General features: G+C 62.1%; 17 protein-coding genes. 8 read left to right on the forward strand and 9 right to left on the reverse strand.

Annotated features, from left to right (window positions below):
* Positions 1–60 precede the first annotated feature (60 nt).
* The 3 genes from uraD to FKV68_RS15305 all read right to left on the reverse strand — a co-directional run bounded on the left by uraD (position 61) and on the right by FKV68_RS15305 (position 2,373).
* Complete coding sequence (uraD, locus tag FKV68_RS15295; RefSeq protein WP_180938649.1) at positions 61–564, reverse strand: 2-oxo-4-hydroxy-4-carboxy-5-ureidoimidazoline decarboxylase; 504 nt, start codon at positions 562–564, stop codon at positions 61–63.
* Positions 564–1,493, reverse strand: a complete 930-nt coding sequence (gene puuE, locus FKV68_RS15300) for an allantoinase PuuE (RefSeq protein WP_180938650.1) — start codon at positions 1,491–1,493, stop codon at positions 564–566. Before puuE ends, uraD begins: the two co-directional genes overlap by 1 nt.
* Before the next feature lie 79 nt (positions 1,494–1,572).
* Entirely contained in the window at positions 1,573–2,373 is an 801-nt protein-coding gene (locus FKV68_RS15305) for a DUF1045 domain-containing protein (protein ID WP_180938651.1), read from the reverse strand.
* A gap of 452 nt (positions 2,374–2,825) precedes the next feature.
* On the opposite strand from FKV68_RS15305, the gene FKV68_RS15310 reads away from it, so the two are divergent.
* The gene (locus FKV68_RS15310; protein WP_245181341.1) at positions 2,826–3,881 is read left to right on the forward strand and encodes a glycosyltransferase family 2 protein; all 1,056 of its coding nucleotides are present in this window, start codon (positions 2,826–2,828) and stop codon (positions 3,879–3,881) included.
* 30 nt (positions 3,882–3,911) lie between these two features.
* On the opposite strand, the gene FKV68_RS15315 is transcribed toward FKV68_RS15310, so the two are convergent.
* Positions 3,912–5,045: an NAD(P)/FAD-dependent oxidoreductase gene (locus FKV68_RS15315; protein ID WP_180938652.1), complete on the reverse strand. Its 1,134-nt coding sequence runs from the start codon at positions 5,043–5,045 to the stop codon at positions 3,912–3,914.
* Between the two features lie 118 nt (positions 5,046–5,163).
* On the opposite strand from FKV68_RS15315, the gene mnmC2 reads away from it, so the two are divergent.
* A complete protein-coding gene (gene mnmC2 / locus FKV68_RS15320; RefSeq protein WP_180938653.1) occupies positions 5,164–5,883 on the forward strand; it encodes a tRNA (5-methylaminomethyl-2-thiouridine)(34)-methyltransferase MnmC2 in 720 nt (239 codons plus the stop codon).
* A gap of 181 nt (positions 5,884–6,064) precedes the next feature.
* Positions 6,065–7,645: a trimethylamine methyltransferase family protein gene (locus FKV68_RS15325; protein WP_180938654.1), complete on the forward strand. Its 1,581-nt coding sequence runs from the start codon at positions 6,065–6,067 to the stop codon at positions 7,643–7,645.
* A 39-nt stretch (positions 7,646–7,684) separates the two neighbouring features.
* Here FKV68_RS15325 and FKV68_RS15330 read toward each other — a convergent pair whose 3' ends face one another.
* Positions 7,685–8,134 carry a host attachment protein gene (locus FKV68_RS15330; RefSeq protein WP_180938655.1) on the reverse strand — a complete coding sequence of 150 codons (450 nt, stop codon included), beginning with the start codon at positions 8,132–8,134 and terminating at the stop codon, positions 7,685–7,687.
* Between the two features lie 125 nt (positions 8,135–8,259).
* Positions 8,260–8,934: a helix-turn-helix transcriptional regulator gene (locus tag FKV68_RS15335; protein WP_180938656.1), complete on the reverse strand. Its 675-nt coding sequence runs from the start codon at positions 8,932–8,934 to the stop codon at positions 8,260–8,262.
* A gap of 82 nt (positions 8,935–9,016) precedes the next feature.
* On the opposite strand from FKV68_RS15335, the gene FKV68_RS15340 reads away from it, so the two are divergent.
* The 3 genes from FKV68_RS15340 to FKV68_RS15350 all read left to right on the forward strand — a co-directional run bounded on the left by FKV68_RS15340 (position 9,017) and on the right by FKV68_RS15350 (position 12,256).
* Positions 9,017–9,316: a hypothetical protein gene (locus FKV68_RS15340; RefSeq protein ID WP_180938657.1), complete on the forward strand. Its 300-nt coding sequence runs from the start codon at positions 9,017–9,019 to the stop codon at positions 9,314–9,316.
* Positions 9,317–9,338: 22 nt separating this feature from the next.
* The gene (locus FKV68_RS15345; RefSeq protein WP_180938658.1) at positions 9,339–10,439 is read left to right on the forward strand and encodes a DNA alkylation repair protein; all 1,101 of its coding nucleotides are present in this window, start codon (positions 9,339–9,341) and stop codon (positions 10,437–10,439) included.
* A gap of 299 nt (positions 10,440–10,738) precedes the next feature.
* Positions 10,739–12,256 carry a DEAD/DEAH box helicase gene (locus tag FKV68_RS15350; RefSeq protein ID WP_180938659.1) on the forward strand — a complete coding sequence of 506 codons (1,518 nt, stop codon included), beginning with the start codon at positions 10,739–10,741 and terminating at the stop codon, positions 12,254–12,256.
* A 77-nt stretch (positions 12,257–12,333) separates the two neighbouring features.
* On the opposite strand, the gene FKV68_RS15355 is transcribed toward FKV68_RS15350, so the two are convergent.
* The 3 genes from FKV68_RS15355 to FKV68_RS15365 form a co-directional block, all read right to left on the reverse strand.
* Complete coding sequence (locus FKV68_RS15355) at positions 12,334–12,891, reverse strand: cysteine hydrolase family protein (RefSeq protein WP_180938660.1); 558 nt, start codon at positions 12,889–12,891, stop codon at positions 12,334–12,336.
* Between the two features lie 70 nt (positions 12,892–12,961).
* Positions 12,962–13,885 (reverse strand): DMT family transporter, encoded by a 924-nt coding sequence (locus FKV68_RS15360; protein WP_180938661.1) that lies wholly within the window; start codon positions 13,883–13,885, stop codon positions 12,962–12,964.
* 130 nt (positions 13,886–14,015) lie between these two features.
* Positions 14,016–14,477, reverse strand: coding sequence for a GyrI-like domain-containing protein (locus FKV68_RS15365; RefSeq protein ID WP_180938662.1), 462 nt, complete (start codon positions 14,475–14,477; stop codon positions 14,016–14,018).
* A gap of 263 nt (positions 14,478–14,740) precedes the next feature.
* On the opposite strand from FKV68_RS15365, the gene FKV68_RS15370 reads away from it, so the two are divergent.
* Both FKV68_RS15370 and FKV68_RS15375 read left to right on the forward strand, forming a co-directional pair.
* Entirely contained in the window at positions 14,741–16,135 is a 1,395-nt protein-coding gene (locus FKV68_RS15370) for a circularly permuted type 2 ATP-grasp protein (protein WP_180941523.1), read from the forward strand.
* A 4-nt stretch (positions 16,136–16,139) separates the two neighbouring features.
* Positions 16,140–17,081, forward strand: coding sequence for an alpha-E domain-containing protein (locus tag FKV68_RS15375; protein ID WP_180938663.1), 942 nt, complete (start codon positions 16,140–16,142; stop codon positions 17,079–17,081).
* The last annotated feature ends 14 nt before the right edge of the window (positions 17,082–17,095 follow it).

Consider the following 17,095-nt stretch of genomic DNA (forward strand, 5'->3'; position numbering starts at 1 on the left):
GCTCCGCAGCACACGGGCGCGTGGTACGACACCGAGGCGGACAAGTCACGAACGGCACTCTCAGGCATTTTCGTCTCCGGGCAGCATGGATCTGAGCCGTAGCCGGGCGATCTGCTCCACCTGCGCGCAGGCGGTTTCAAATTCTTCTTCCGCCGAATTGTCAATCCGCCTTTCGAAAGCGGCGATAATGTCATCCTTCGTCAGCCCCTTGACCGCAATGATGAAGGGGAAGCCGAATTTCTTCGTGTAAGCCTTGTTGAGTGCAGTGAAGCGCTGATGCTCCTCGGGTGAAAGGCGGTCCAGTCCGGCGGAGGCCTGCTCCGCCCGCGAGTCGGCGGTCAGCTTGCCGGCGATCGCAAGCTTGCCGGCGAGATCCGGATGTGCCTTGAGGACGGCGAGGCGTTCGGCGGGCGAAGCCGCGCGAAAAGCGTTGCAAAGTGCCGAATGGACGCTGCCAGCAGTGAGCCCGCAGGCAGCGGCGCGGTCGTAGGCGCGCTCCGCCACCCATGGCGAATGCTCGAAGACACCGCCGAAGCGATCGACAAAGGTCTCCCTGTCAGACATCAGCGCACACCTTCCGGCTTGTGATGATCGTACCAATGGCGCGCAATGTCGATGCGGCGCGGTATCCAGACCTTGTCGTGGGACATGACGTAATCGATGAAGCGGGCGAGCGCAGCCGCGCGGCCTGGCCGCCCGACGAGGCGACAATGCAGGCCGATATTCATCATCTTCGGACTGCCTTCCCGGCCCTCCGCGTAGAGCACGTCGAACGTGTCTTTGAGGTAGGCGAAGAACTGGTCGCCGGAATTGAACCCCTGATTGGTCGCAAAGCGCATGTCGTTGGCGTCGAGCGTATAGGGAATGATGAGATGCGGCTTGTCGGGGGCCAATCCAGGAACCCAGTAGGGAAGCTCGTCCGCATAGGAATCGCAGGAATAGAGAAAACCGCCCTCCTCCAGCACGAGCTTCAGCGTGTTGACCGAGGGCTTGCCCTGATAGATGCCGAGCGGCCGCTCGCCGGTCAGTTCCGTATGCAGGCGGACGACCTCGCGAATATGCTCGCGCTCCACCTCTTCCGGGAAGTCCTTGTATTCGAGCCAGCGCAGGCCGTGGCTGGCGATCTCCCAGCCCGCCTCCTTCATCGCCGCAACCGCCTCCGGGTTGCGCGCCATCGCAGACGTGACGCCATAGACCGTAAGCGTGACATCGCGGCTCGTGAACATGCGCCACAGCCGCCAGAAGCCGGCGCGAGCGCCATATTCATAGATCGATTCCATGTTGAGATTGCGCTGGCCCGGCCAGGGCTGCGCGCCGACGATTTCCGACAGCAGGCATTCGGACGCCGGATCGCCATCGAGAATGCAGCTTTCGCCCCCTTCCTCGTAGTTCAGGACGAATTGGACGGCGATGTGCGCATCGCCGGGCCACCGCACCTGCGGCGGCGTCCGCCCATAGCCTATGAGATCGCGCGGATAGGAGGTCCCTGCCATCAAATCACCCTTCGATTTTTCCGGAACGGTAGCACTGCGGACCGGATTGTCGAGATGAAATTGAGTTTGCGAGCGGCGCCTAGCAGCCCGCGAGCAAGGAGGCCATGATGAAGGGTATCGGTCTGGCGACGCGCCCCTCGGCGAGGTTCTCGGCGGCCGGCCGTTTCGCCGTGCCGTCGCGCAGCCGGGCGGAAATCTTGCCAAGCGGATGCTGCGAATGAACCCGCATCGGCGCGCCCGGATCCTGCTCGATGAAGAGCGCAAGGCTGCCGATCGCCAGCGGCCTTTCCAGATACGGCTCGAAAAGCTCCCTGAGGGGCGCTTCCATGCGCCGGGCGGTTTCCGGATTCAAGGCGCCCGTCAGCTTCATGTGAAAGCGATACTCGTCCATCACATACGGATCGCCCCAGCGATGGAGGTTGCTGAATTGCGGCGCCGTCAGCCGGTCCGGATCGCACCGTTCGATCTCGTCCTCGCTTATCGGCGCGCGAAACCTGTCGAATGTCTGCACGACACGAGCGGCCAGCAGGTGCATTTCCTGGCTCGGTACCTGCGGCACCAGCCCCCAGCACTGACTGAACCGAGCAACCTCCATTCGCGCGATTTCGAAAGGCGTTTCGGCGCTGGCGAAATGCATCAGTGCCTTCAGCAGATCGGCTTCGTCCGCCGCCGGGTTGAGGCAGAACGGCGCCATGATCATGGCATGAAAGCCGAAGCGGCGGGGTGCTGCCGTATGGAAGGCGATCTCGGAAACCGTCAATCCGGCAATGGAAGGCAGTTCCGTCGGCTCATCCGAATAAACGTTCCGCCCAAGCCAGCTGGCGGCCACTGCCGACAGCGGGTCCCCCATAGGCGGGGTGAAACAAATGGCGTAACGCATGGCGCATGCTCCGGAAGTCCGTGGATGGCCGCCTATTAGGTGATTTGCGTGACAGATTAACGAAGTTGGCGGCTCAGAACCGCGCCGAAATCGCGTGTCATGCGAAGCAAGATGCGCCATGGAAATCCGCGGCGTCGAAACGCTGCAGAGGCCTATCGCGATCCCGCGACGATTCGCCAAGGCCCTATTGTCAACACAATAAGTGCAGTTACTACGCCGCAGCGCTTCCCCTGAAGCGTCGAAAATCGCGCGATGGTGCAAGGCAGCAACCTGCCGTTTCGAGCACCGCTGCGCCGGAGGAAATCTACCCGCGGTTTCCTTTAAAAGGTTGGTACCGGCCGCCTGCTTGGCGGGCGAATGCCTTATCGTCTCCGGACGAGATGCCGGCGCCGACCACTCACACTCGGCATGAGTACCGAAGCGACAAGCGGGGATCAGAGCGAGGGCAGGCTTTGCTGGACCAAACTTCTGTATCCATCATCATCACCAACTATAACTACGCGCACTTTCTCAGGCGCTGTGTCGACAGCGCCTTGGCTCAAGATCACCCGCATACCGAGGTTATCGTCGTCGACGATGCCTCTTCCGATGAATCGCCAGCCATCATTCGAAAGTATGGCGACAGGATCCGCGCGTGTCTGCGTCCGGCAAACGGCGGACACGCGGCCGCCTTCAACACCGGTTTCGCCGCGAGCTCCGGCGATATCGTGTTCTTTCTGGACGCCGACGACTATCTCTATCCGACTGCCGTATCCGAGGTCGTCAATGCATGGGACGTCTCAACCGCTCAATTTCAGTTCAGGCTCCATCTCGTCGATCAACAAGAAAAGGTAATGGATGTCTTCCCGCCGCCAGAACAGCCCTTCGACACAGGCGACGTGACGCCAAAACTGTTTCAGCGTGGTCGTTATCAGACGACGGTCACCAGCGGCCTTGCCTTCGCCCGTTCCGCCCTGGAAGCGGTGATGCCGATGCCGGAGGGAAAATTCCGGCAAGGGGCCGATGGCTATCTTGCAACCGTGGCGCCGCTGCATGGCCAGGTCCAGGCCACCGACGATTGCCTCGGGGCATACCGCATGCATGGTTCCAATCATTCGCTGTTTGCCGAAAAACTTGCCGAACGGGCACGCTGGCGCATGCAACATGATTTCCGCCGTCTCGAAGCCCTCTCCGCCGAGGCGGCGGCCACCGGATCGCAGTTGCGGCCCGGTATCGCCCTGCGTGACCCGACCCATCTCGAGGAGCGACTTGCGTCCCTGTGCATCGAGGAGGCGCGGCACCCGGTCAGGGACGACTCGCGGCTGCGCCTGGCGGCAGCAGGTGCAACGGCCAGTCTTGCCATGAACTACTCTATCCGCAGGCGTGCCGTCGAAGCCGTCTGGTTCCTTGCAGTCGGGGTGCTTCCGCGGCAGCTGGCGACGTCAGTGCTCTCCTGGAAGCTCGTGGCATCGTCACGCCCTGCCTTCCTGTCCCTGCTGTCAAAAACCATACGGCGAGCAATGGGGTAACGCGGGGGGCGCCGTCTGCCCGGCTCGGTCTTACCGCAACGCCGCGATGTGGTGCGCGCATGCAAACGACTCGGGAAGATCAATGCTCGGCCGCCCGATGATCTCGTCGATCACGAAGCGCGCCAGGGCATGTGCCATGCCGAAACTGACTTTGAAGCCGCCGGTCAGCACGGACAGATTGTCGAAATCGGGATGGCGTCCCACGATCGGCTCGCGGCCGGTCGCCCTGGGGCGTAGCCCGGCCCAACGCTCGATCACCTCTGCACCGCGCAAGGCGGGCGCCATTGCTTCAGCTCGCCGGATCAGCACATCCAGTTGATCGTCCGTCGAATAGGGCTCGTCGAAGCGGTTCTCGCTGGTGCTGCCGATCGCCACATGACCATCTTCGTGCGCGACGATGTAGAGCCCATCGGTGAAGATGATCGGCGAACCCGGATCGATTTCGGCGCTGAGCAACGCTGCCTGCCCTTTAACGGCGCTGCCGCTCGGCGCCTGTGCCGAATGCGCCAGGCGATCGATCAGGCCAAAGCTTTCGACCCCGGCGGAGAGGATGCAATGGCCGAAGAGGAAGACCCTTCCGTCCGAGAGCGAGAGCCGCCCGCGTTGAGGATCGAGTGACGCAACTTCGGCACCCTCTTCGACCTGGACATGGGCGAATTGCGCAAGCGCGGCCTTGAGCACTTGCACTAGGCGCCGCGGCGCCACCCTCGCGGCGAGCGTGTCGTGGACCATGCCGAAGGACGCCGCCTCCGCCGCCGGCCACCCGCTGCCGGTGCCCGCATCCCGGACATGCCAATGGAACCGACGCTCGCCGGAGATCCATTGCCGCGCCGCGTCCTGCTCGTGGCCGAGAGCGATCTCTCGCAAATGCGGTTTGCCGAGCGGCATGACCCGGCCGCAGCGACGATAATCGGCCGATAGGCGGGTCGCTTGCTGCAGTTCGGCGATCTCGTCTTCGAGCGCGACCAACGCATCGAACTGGAATTGCTTCTTTGCGTTCCATCGGTCTGGCATATGCGGCATCAGCGCACCGAGCAGGCCTCCACTCGCGCCTGCGCCGATGCTCCTGCTCTCGACAAGGCACGTCTGGATGCCGGCCCGGCCCGCCATCACGGCGGCCCACAGCCCCATGATACCGCCGCCCACGATCAAAACTTCACTCATCGATTGACCTTCTACCGCATAATTCCGTAGATCGAATCCGATCGAAGGAAAATGCAGCGTTTCAAAGTGCTACAACGGCCCTTGCACGTTTTCTTAGGGTCGGAAGATGAACACCGCCATGACAGAAACTGATCTCCGCCAGAGCCATCCGCCATCGCGGCAAAGCCTTGAATGGCATGAGGGCGATATGCCCTACTCGATGGAATTTGGCGATCACTTTTATTGCCGCACCGACGGCCGGCTTGAATGCGGTCATGTCTTTCTCTCCGGCAACAGGCTGCCGCAACGCTGGCAGAAGCCAGAAAGCTTCGTCATAGGCGAGCTCGGCTTCGGCACCGGCCTCAACTTCTGCGAAACCTGGCGGCAATGGAAAAAGACGCGCACGACGGCGCGCCGACTGCACTTCGTCTCCTTCGAGCGTTTCCCGATGCCGGCGGCCGATATCGACCGGGCGCTTTCGCACTGGCCGGAAATTTCCGAGGAAAGACAGGCGCTTGTCGCAAGCTGGCCGGAAACACCGGAAGGCCACGTCGATCTCGACCTCACCGAGGAGGTTCGGTTGACGGTGGTCTGCGGGTCTGCGCTTGAGGGCCTCGGCGCGTCGGAGCACACATTCGACGCCTGGTACCTCGACGGTTTTGCGCCATCCCGCAACCCGGACATGTGGTCGCGGGAATTGATGCAGTTGGTGTTCGACAAGACCACGTCCGGCGGCACCTTCGCGACTTATGCCGCCGCCGGCTTCGTTCGACGGAATCTCGAGGCGGCCGGCTTCATTGTCGAGCGGCGCCCGGGTTTCGCCGGCAAGCGCGAGATGCTGCGCGGCGACAAGCCCTGATCACTGAGTTTCCTTGCCAGCGCCCGACGTTCTATTCATCCTTAAATCGCAGCGATCCAAATTCTGACGGCGCTTTGTGAACCTCCGCTATGCTGCACGAAGCGAACTGTCGCAAATGGCGGGTCATTGCACCTCAAAATCTGCGACAGAGATCCTTCGGAAACGCGGGGGTGGATCTTTCATGACCGACAATCAATTCCGGGACGCTGCGGCAGGCGAAACGTCACCGCTGGAGCGGCGGCGCCGATCAGGCGGCCGGGGTGCGGAACGGTCACGAAAGCCGGTGGCGGCGAAATACCTAAACCTCGTCAACACGCTGGCGACGTCGATGGTCCTCTCGGAGGACGCGCTCGAAGCGATACATGACGCTTCCCTGACTATCCTAGAAGAAATCGGCATGGACATTATCCTGCCGGAGGCGCGCGATCGCATGAAAGCGGCCGGCGCGGACGTGACACCGGGCACCGATCGCGTCCACTTCGACCGCGGGCTGATCATGGAGATGATCGCGTCGGTTCCCGCCGGCTTCACCATGCACGCGCGCAATCCGGCGCGAAACGTCGAGATCGGCGGCAACAACCTCGTCTTCGCGCAGATCGCCAGCGCGCCTTTCGTCGCCGATCGGGAGGGCGGCAGGCGCACTGGCAACCAGGAGGATTTCCGCAAACTGGTGAAGCTGGCGCAGTCTTACGACATCGTCCACACGACAGGCGGCTATCCGGTCGAACCGGTCGATCTCCATGCCTCGACCCGTCACCTGGATTGCCTCTCGGACATGGTGAAGCTGACCGACAAGGTGTTTCACGTCTATTCGCTCGGTCGCCAGCGCAACACCGACGGCATCGAAATCGCCCGCATCGGCCGCGGTATCTCGATGGAGCAGATGGAGCGGGAACCGTCGCTCTTCACGATCATCAATACGTCTTCGCCACTTCGCCTCGACGGGCCGATGCTTCAGGGCATCATCGAAATGTCGTCCCGCAATCAGGTGGTCGTCGTCACGCCCTTCACGCTCGCCGGCGCCATGGCGCCGGTCACCATCGCCGGTGCTCTGGTACAGCAGAACGCCGAGGCGCTTTGCGGCATTGCCTTTACCCAGATGGTGCGCAAGGGTGCACCGGTGATGTATGGCGGCTTCACCTCGAATGTCGACATGAAGACCGGCGCACCGGCCTTCGGGACGCCGGAATACATGAAGGCCGTCATCGCCGGCGGCCAGCTCGCGCGCAAGTACAATCTTCCCTACCGCACATCCAACACCAACGCTGCAAACACGCTCGACGCGCAAGCCGCCTATGAGTCGGCACTTTCGCTGTGGGCGCTGATCCAGGGCGGCGGCAATTTCGTGATGCACGCGGCCGGCTGGACCGAAGGCGGCCTGACGGCCTCCTTCGAGAAGTTCATCCTCGATGTCGACATGCTGCAGATGGTGGCTGAATTTCTCCAGCCGCTCGATGTCAGCGAGGATGCGCTCGGTCTCGATGCGGTGCGGGACGTCGGTCCTGGCGGACACTATTTTGGTACGCTGCATACGCTTCAGCGCTACGAAACCGCTTTCTACTCGCCGATCCTTTCCGATTGGCGGAATTACGAGACCTGGACCGAGGCGGGCCGGCCGACCACCTACGATCATGCCAACCGCGTCTTCAAGCAGAAACTCAACGAATATGAGCGCCCGCCGCTCGATCCGGCGATAGAAGAAGAACTCGACGCTTTCGTCGCCAGGCGCAAGCAAGAAGGCGGCGTGCCGACGGATTTCTGACGGAACGCCGAGAGCTTATCGCGTGGAAGCAAGTTTGCGCTACGGAAACACCACGGAGCGGACCGTTGCGATCAACTGGTCCGTGGGCGCCGCGACGCAGTTGCGATCGATCTCCGCAAGGGTCCTTTCCTTGACCTGGGGCGACAGCAGCTTTCTGAGGTCGCCCAGCGTCTTGGGCGCGGCGCAGATCACAAGGTTTTCGAAGGCGTGCTCAAGCGCATAGTGGTCGAGTTTCCCGGCAATCTCCATGGCGAAGCGGTGCTGCTCCTCGCGAACCGGATCGCTGCTGTATTCCATCGCCGAACGGCCGTAGCCGACCGACGTATGGCTGCGGCCGGGTTTGTCGGCCATGATATCTTGAGCACGCTTGGTTTCGATTTCGTATGTCTCCACTTCCGGTTGCTGGCGTCCATCCTTCAGCAGGTTGACGTCCTTGAAGATGCGCGCCGTGTTTCCGTCGGCTGCCAGTATCCAAATCCGGTTCCGCACTATTTTTTCTCCCCCGTGTTGGTCGATGGCAGATAGGTCGGTGAAGGTCATCAAGGCAGAACGGCCGAACCCGTTTCAAGTTCCCTTTCTGCCGAAATCTTTCACACGCAGTGCGCGCGACCGGACTACATTCGGGCAAGGTAGGCGTCGAAGCTGCGCTCCGGTGTTGGTTCGTATTGCTCCCGCTCGATCTTGAGTGAAGCGATCCTATCAACCCGAAAATCACGGAAGTCATGGCGCAATTCGCACCAGGCCGTGAGCAGCCAGTTGTGCCCGAAAACGCTAAGGCCGAGCGGCCAGATTGTACGCTCCGACGTTAGTTCTGCAAGGCTTTCGTAAGTCAACTGCAGCTTCCGCCTGGTCGCAATCGCCTGACGTATTTCGCCCAGCAGTCGGGGCGGATCGGGCTGCATTGCCGAGCGGAAGGCCCTCAACGGTACCTCTCTCAACCTTTTTGCGTGATCCGGCGGCAGTCCATGTCCGATCTTGTCTATCGCCTCGCGCGCGGCTTGCGCCAGACGTCTGTCGCCAAGCATCTGAACGGCGCGCGCGCCAAATGCGATTGCCTCCAGTTGCTCGAAGGTGAAGGTGAGCGGCGGCGCGTCAAAGGCCTCCCGCAGGAGGTAACCCACGCCGCGTTCGCCATCGATCGGCGCTCCCGACGCCATCAGGTGCTCCATGTCGCGATAGATCGTGCGCGGCGCGACTTCCATCCTTTCGGCAATTTCCCGCGCCGTCATTGCCTTGCCAGAGGCACGCAGGAGTTGAATGATCCGAAACAACCGATCGGCGGGCCGCATGATTTCGCCTCCCCAAACACTATGGCCATAAGGCTGGCAGTTGGAGTGTGATTAAGTCAAGCTGTGTTGAAAGGAGGCAACGATGATGGCCCAACGTGTACTCGAACTGGCACTCTGCACCGTGCGAGACAAGAAGGCAGCACTCGTCGCTCGCGGCCGCGCCATGCAGGCCGTGTCCCGCTATCCCGGTTTCGTCTCGTGGCGCGCCGTGACTGCCTGCGAAATGACCGATCTGCTCGCTGACCTGGTCGAGTGGGAAACACTCGATGCCGCCGAGGCCGCCGGCCAGCGGGTGCTGAACGACCCGGAATTTACACCGTACATGGCGGCGATCACGCGGGTAAGGCTAATGCAGCACTTCGTCACCGAACAGCAGATCTGAGCGGAGAAGATGGCGCTGACTTATGGCTGAACCACTCAAGAACCTTCTGCATCCGGGAGTCGTCCTTGAAATCGCCACGCATCTCGACCGGAATGCGGATACATTCGACGGCGAGCGCTTCATTGCGCTCGCATCGCATGACCTGGATTCGCTCGAATTGATGGAGCGATCGCTGCGAATCCGCGACGCGCTCCTTCAGACGCTGCCGGAAGATTTCCCTGCCGCCGCCGAGATCCTGCAGCGGGCGCTGCCGGGAAACGACACACCAGGGCTGAGCGGCTGGGCACTACTCCCGGTAAACCAGTTCATCGCGGCTCGCGGCCTGGACGATTTCGAACTCTCGCTCTCGCTGCTGCGCCGCCTGACACCGCATTTCACCGCGGAATTCGGCATCCGCGCTTTCATCCATCGGGACCAGCAACGAGCGCTGGCAATAATCTCCAGCTGGACGAGCGACGACAATCATCACGTCCGGCGGCTGGCAAGCGAAGGCACGCGCCCGCGCCTGCCCTGGGCCATGCGGCTGCCGGAACTGATCCGCGATCCAAAGCCGATCCTTCCGATCCTCGTAGCGCTGATCGACGACCCCGAAGATTACGTGCGCCGCTCCGTCGCGAACAGCCTCAACGACATCGCCAAGGATCACCCGGATCTCGTCGCACAGTTCGCGGCCGCGCATGTCGACCGCGCATCGCCGGAACGCCTGAGATTGCTCCGCCACGCCTGCCGCACGCTCATGAAGCAGGGGCATGCGGCGGCACTCGCCAACTTCGGTTTCGGTGCGTTGTCAGGCATCGATGCCAGCCTGACGCTGGGCACGCCCCTTGTCCGCCTCGGCGAGCATCTTCGCTTCGGTCTGGAAATACGGAATTCCGGCGCGGCCAAGCAAAAAGTCATGATTGACTACGCCGTGCATCACCAGAAGGCGAACGGCACAACGGCGCCGAAAGTGTTCAAGTGGACGACAACGACGCTCGAATCCGGTGCCGCCTTCGAAATCGAGAAGCTGCACTCGATCCGAACGATCACGACGCGACGCTACTATGCCGGCGCGCACAGGGTCGTCGTTCTGATCAACGGTCAACCGATGGCCGGAGCCGATTTCGAGCTCGTGATCGACTGAATCGGAGCGCCGCTTCGCACGTGCGAAAAGATAGATCTTGACTTTTCCGGTAAAAACAACGACATCGGCGCAGCGTCACCTTCCGGCCGCCGCGTGAGCGCGCCCTCGGCAACCACTTTCAAGCCGTGAAGAAGGAAAAGCGCAAACATTCGCCGCGATCGGCGGCAGCACAGGCGCATGACGATTTTTCTTTAACCCACAAGTTCCCAATTCACGCGGGGTTCTTGATGCCAGACTAACCGGAATTGCAATACGGCGATTCCGGCGAATGTGTTTGGCGTCCCCGAAAGGTATATCCATTGTCCACATTCAAAGAGCTTGGCCTCTCCCAGCAGATTTTGGCGACGCTTGCCGCCAATGGTTTTGAGAAGCCGACGCCCATCCAGACGCAGGCCATTCCCGTCGTCCTCAAGGGCCACGACCTCATCGGTCTTGCCCAGACGGGAACCGGCAAGACGGCCGCCTTCGGCCTGCCCATGATCGAGAGGCTGGTTGCCGACGGCAAGCGCGCCGACCCACGCAACATCCGCGCCCTCGTCCTCGCTCCGACCCGCGAGCTCGTCAACCAGATCGCCGCCAACCTCAAGGTCTTCGTCAAGAAGACGCCGCTCAAGATCGGCGTCGTCGTCGGTGGGGTCTCGATCAACAAGCAGACCGAACAGCTCGCCCGTGGCGTCGACATTCTTGTCGCGACCCCCGGCCGCCTGCTGGACCTCGTCAATCGCAAGGCGGTGACGCTGACCCAGGGCCGCTATCTCGTGCTCGACGAGGCCGACCAGATGCTCGACCTCGGCTTCATCCACGACCTGCGCAAGATCGCGAAGCTGGTGCCGAAGAACCGCCAGACGCTGCTCTTCTCGGCGACCATGCCGAAGCAGATCGCCGAACTCGCCGGCGAATACCTGACCGATCCGCTCAAGGTCGAAGTCACCCCGCCGGGCAAGGCCGCCGACAAGATCGAGCAATACGTCCACTTCGTTCCCGGCAAAGACTTGAAGACCTCGATCCTCAAGCAGTCGCTTTCCGACAATCCCGACGGCCTTTCGCTCATCTTCAGCCGCACTAAGCACGGCGCCGAGAAGCTGATGAAGCATCTGGACCACGTCGGCTTCAAGGCCGCGTCGATCCATGGCAACAAGAGCCAGGGCCAGCGCGAGCGTGCGCTGAAGGCCTTCCGCGATGGTGAAATCCGGGTGCTCGTTGCAACCGATGTCGCCGCCCGTGGCATCGACATTCCGGGCGTCACGCATGTCTACAACTACGACCTGCCGGAAGTCCCGGACGCCTACGTCCATCGCATCGGCCGCACGGCCCGCAACGGCCGCGACGGTATCGCGATCGCCTTCTGCACCCCGGACGAAATCCGCCTGCTCCGTGACATCGAGAAGCTGATGGGCATCCAGATCGCCATCGCCAGCGGCGAGGCACCGGCCGATCAGGCGCGTCCGTCCAAGGGACGCGGCGGTCGCGGCAACGGCCAGCGTCATGGCAACGGCGGCGGCCACCGACAGGAAGGGCGTCCGCATCGCGAGCGTCCGGCGCGCGAACCGGCGGCAGCCCCGTCGAGCTTTGCCGGGGACGATCTGCTGCGGGACGAACGGCGTCCGCCGAAGCACGACCGCCGGGATCAGCGCCAGCCGGGCCACGGCCATCATGAAGGCCGGTCGGAAGGCAACCGCAATCACGAGGGTCGGAAACACCGCGGCCGTCCGGCATCGAAGCACGAGGGCCGACGCCAGCGTGACGGGCAGCCCGGCAACCGCCATGAAAGCGGCCGCGGAAACCGTCGTACCGACAATGGTGCTCGCCAGGGCTGACGCCTGCGCGGCGTAGCGCAAAAATGCCAAGCGCGATCGCGGAGTTTCTGCGGTCGCGCGTTATGCTGAGACCTTCGTCAGAAGGCTATTTCGGCAGCGGGGCAAACACTCACTTTGGCTCTGCCGGCATCGAATCCATCGAGCGTTTCATTGTGATGCGCCACAATCTCGGGAAACGGCAGGCTTCCCGAGTCAGCGGTCATGTGCCCATCCGCAACAAGCGTCACGTCGTATCCGAGCGTAACGGCCCGCCTGACGGTCGTGTCGACACAGAATTGTGACATGCATCCGCCGATGATCAGATGCCTCGCGGACCGTTCCGCGAGGCGCTTCGCAAGATCAGTCTCAAAGAACGAGTCGCAACTCTTCTTGTGAACGACCACGTCGCTCTCCCTCGGCGCGATCTCGTCGCGGATGGCCCAACCATGTGTCCCGACGGCCAATCGATGATCTTTGTCGCCGTCATGCTGGACCAACACAACCGGGACGCCAGCAGTTCGCGCCTTAACCTGAAGCATGCTGAGTCGTGCGACGGTCTCCTCTAGCGCCGCATCGATGTGCGGCTGACGCTCCAGCGTGCCCTTTCCCGATAGAATGGCGTTTTGAACGTCGATTATCAGCAATGCTTTGGTCATTTGATTTGCAAGCTCCGAGAGTGCCCGCTGTTTCAGCTATCGACGGCGGCAATGCTTCGGCGCCAGCGATCTACCTGGCGGCAGCGCTGCGGGCCGCGTCGCCGGACGGCACCGGGCGAGCGGCCTTCCGGTTGGTGAGATAGACCCCCATCACGGCGATGATGGTGCCGACGATCATCGGCAGGGTCAGGGCTTCGCCGAAGAAGAGCGCCGCCTGAACGGCTGCAAGTGGCGGCACCAGATAGATCAGCGAGGCAGCCCGCGAGACCTGTCCGCGACGGATGAGATAGAGCAACAGCGCGATCGCACCCATCGACAGGCCAAGCACCGACCAGACCAGCGCGCCGACAAGCTGCAGGTTCCAGGTGACCTGCAGGTCCTCAAGCGCGAGCGCGAGAGGAACGGTGACGATCAGGGCGCCGGCATATTGCAGCGTCGCGATGGCACGGATGTCTCCATTTTGAAGGTGCCGTTTCTGGTAGAGCGTGCCGTAGGTGACGGCCGCCATGCCAAGCACGTTGACGAGAACAGGCAGGATCTGGATCGGCGTCGCGGCGGTATCGATCGCCACCATTTTCGGCAGCACCGCGAGCGCAATGCCGAAAAATCCGAGCACCAGCCCGGTCTGCTGCTGCCGGGTCAGGTTTTCGTTGATCAGGAGCGGCGCGACGGCTGCGGTCATCAATGGCTGCAGCCCGGCGATGATGCCGGAAATCGCCGCCGGCACCCCCTGCCCGATGGCCCACCACACGGCACCCAGATAGAGCCCGTGGAGAAACATCCCCGACACGATAGCATGACCGATCGTCGTCCAGGAGCGTGGCCAGCGAGCGCCCGTCACGACGCAGAAGCCGATGAAGAGCAGGATCGCGAAGGTATAACGCAGCACGAGAAAAGTCAGCGGATCGGCGAAAAAGGCCGCATATTTGGCGACAACCCAGCCGGTGGACCAGAGCAGGACGAAGATGGCCGGGGCCAAACGGGCAAGCGTCATCGGTTTTTCCATGGCTGGGCACGCCCGCGGCAGATTTAGTCGGGTGCCGGAGGTCGTGGGCTGATACGAGCACGCCCGCGGATAAAGCGCATGCGGCAATCGGTCAAAGCAATTTTTCTGATGCTCACCATCAGCGAATCGGAACCATAAGCCTGAGCGACGAGGTCGCGGGTGAAACGAACCCGGCCTCGTATTCCTCACGATAGTGGAAATGGGTCGTATCGACGACGTGCCCCTCGGCTGCGATCCAGTCGAACATCCTGCCGTAATCCACGAAGACATCCGAGCTCTCGGGACGATGGATCATCGTTACCAGACGCATGGCCGGCAGTTCCACATGCTGCGGCTGGGTGAAGGTTCCGCCGTCCTCACCCACATAGCCGACGAGATAACGGAAGCCGTCCGACCGATCATTCCAGGAGAGACCGATCAGGGTCGAATGATCTTCGGGATGCGCGCGCCGACGATGCTCCTGCGTCTCGGCGATCAGGCGGCGAACGGCACCGTCGGCCGCCTCGACGAATGTGCCCTCCCAGAGGTGACCCGTGATCTTTTGCGCCGGGCGCTCCACGATTTCGAACGCTATCGCCATTTCGCTTCCTCCCATCGCCTTCCGCCGAATGCTCAAATTTCAGGCACCTGCCGATTTCCCAACGCACATGGAGAAGTCGCCGGGAGCCCGCCGCCGGCTGCGACGGATTTCGGCCGCTCGCGACCGCAGCAGCCGCGTCCCGAAAGACTTTGAAGGCGGCTCAAAAATTCTCGATCCTCGAATGTGCACGCTTCTTGCATTGCATCAACCATTGTACTCAAATGGTCAAAAATAAGGGGACCACGCCGTTGGCATTTGACGAAATGATGAATGCGGACAGCAGTCCGCGACAGCCATATTCGACCTACAATGAATGGTATGCCAGCCAGGACAGAAATCGGCTCATCGCGAAATCAAAAGAAGCGGAGAATATCTTCCGCAAGACGGGCATCACCTTCGCGGTCTACGGACACGCAGACTCCTCCGAAAAGCTCATCCCCTTCGACCTTATTCCCCGCATCATTTCCGGCCGAGAGTGGCGGAAGCTGGCGCAAGGCATCGAACAGCGGGTGATCGCGCTTAACGCCTTCCTCGACGACATCTACCATAAGCAGGAGATCGTCCGCGCCGGTCGCATCCCGCGCGAGTTGATCGAGAAAAACGATGCCTTCCTGCCGCAGATGATCGGCTTCAGGCCACCGGGCGGCGTCTACACGCACATCGTCGGCACCGACATCGTGCGCACCGGCGAAGACCAGTTCTACGTGCTCGAGGACAACGCCCGCACGCCGTCCGGTGTCAGCTACATGCTGGAAAACCGGGAGACCATGATGCAGATGTTCCCGGAGCTCTTTCACCAGAACCGCGTGCGGCCGGTCGAGAACTATCCGTACCTGCTTCGCCAAAGCCTCGCCTCGCTGGCGCCGCCCGGGTGCAGCGGGAAGCCGCGTGTCGCCGTGCTGACCCCCGGTATCTACAACTCCGCCTTCTACGAGCACGCCTTCCTTGCGGACATGATGGGCGTCGAATTGGTCGAGGGCTCGGACCTGCGCGTTATCGACGGCAAGGTGAAGATGCGCACGACGCGCGGCTACGAGGCGATCGACGTGCTCTACCGCCGCGTCGACGACGACTTCCTCGATCCCCTCACCTTCCGCGCCGATTCCGCGCTCGGCATCCCCGGCATCATGGACGTCTATCGGTCCGGCAACATCACCATCGCCAACGCGCCCGGCACCGGCATTTCCGACGACAAGGCGATCTATTCCTATATGCCGGAAATCGTCGAGTTCTACACCGGCCGCAAGCCCTTGCTCGAGAACGTGCCGACCTGGCGCTGCTCGGAGCCGCAGAGCCTCAAATACGTGCTCGAACACATCGAGGAACTGGTAATCAAGGAAGTCCACGGTTCCGGCGGTTACGGCATGCTCGTCGGCCCGACCGCAACCAGGAAAGAACGGACCACCTTCGCCGAGAAGCTGAAGGCGCGCCCCGGCAACTACATCGCCCAGCCGACATTGTCGCTGTCCACCGTTCCGATCCTCGTCAACAAGGGCATCGCTCCTCGCCATGTCGACCTGCGTCCCTACGTCCTCGTCTCCGACAAGGTGCAGATCATTCCCGGCGGCTTGACCCGCGTCGCGCTGAAAGCCGGCTCCCTGGTGGTCAATTCCAGCCAGGGGGGCGGCACCAAGGATACCTGGGTACTGGAGGACTGACGCGATGCTGGGAAGAACTGCGAACGGCCTCTACTGGATGTTCCGCTATATCGAGCGCGCGGAGAACAGCGCCCGCCTGATCGATGCGGGCCTGCGTATGTCGCTGACCCGCAGCGAAGCGACCGAGGACGACTGGGATGGTGTGCTGCAGAGCGCCGGTGTGCGCGAACTCTATGACGAAGTGCACGAGACGCTGACGAGCAGCGATGCCATCGACTTCCTGCTTCGCGACCGCGCCAATCCCTCGAGCGTCATGTCCTGCATCGAGGCCGGCCGCCACAATGCCCGCATGGTCCGCACGGCGCTAACGCGCGAGACCTGGGAAGCGACCAACGAATGCTGGATCGAGATGAAGGCGATGCTGGCGAAGAAGGCACGGCCCGCCGACCTGCCCGAGATCATCGACACGATCAAGCGCCGCGCCGGCCTCATCCGCGGCGCCTTCCATGGCACGATGCTGAGGAACGAGATCTTCAACTTCTCGCGCATTGGAACCTTCATCGAGCGGGCGGACAATACGGCGCGTATTCTCGACGTGAAATATTACGTGCTGCTGCCGGCCGTCGCTGCCGTCGGCTCGTCGATGGACAACGTGCAATGGGAATCGATCCTGCGCTCCGTCTCAGCCCATCGCGCCTATGGCTGGGTCTACGACGCCGAGCTCAAGCCGGCGAACATCGCCGACTTCCTCATCTCCAACGGACGCATGCCGCGGTCGCTGGCCTATTGCTACGAAAAGATCGTCAGCAATCTCGGCTATCTCGCGCGTGAATACGGCGAGACGCATGCGGCGCACGAGACCGCCGAGCAGACGCTTGCGGCGCTCCGCAGCCGTTCGATGAACGACATCATGGATCAGGGGCTGCACGAATATCTCGAGGAGTTCATCAGCGACAACAACCGTCTGGGCCAGGAAATCTCTGACGGCTATCGGTTCTATCACTGAGCTTCAGGAGAAGA

The organism is Sinorhizobium mexicanum (assembly GCF_013488225.1).
GTDB lineage: Bacteria > Pseudomonadota > Alphaproteobacteria > Rhizobiales > Rhizobiaceae > Sinorhizobium > Sinorhizobium mexicanum.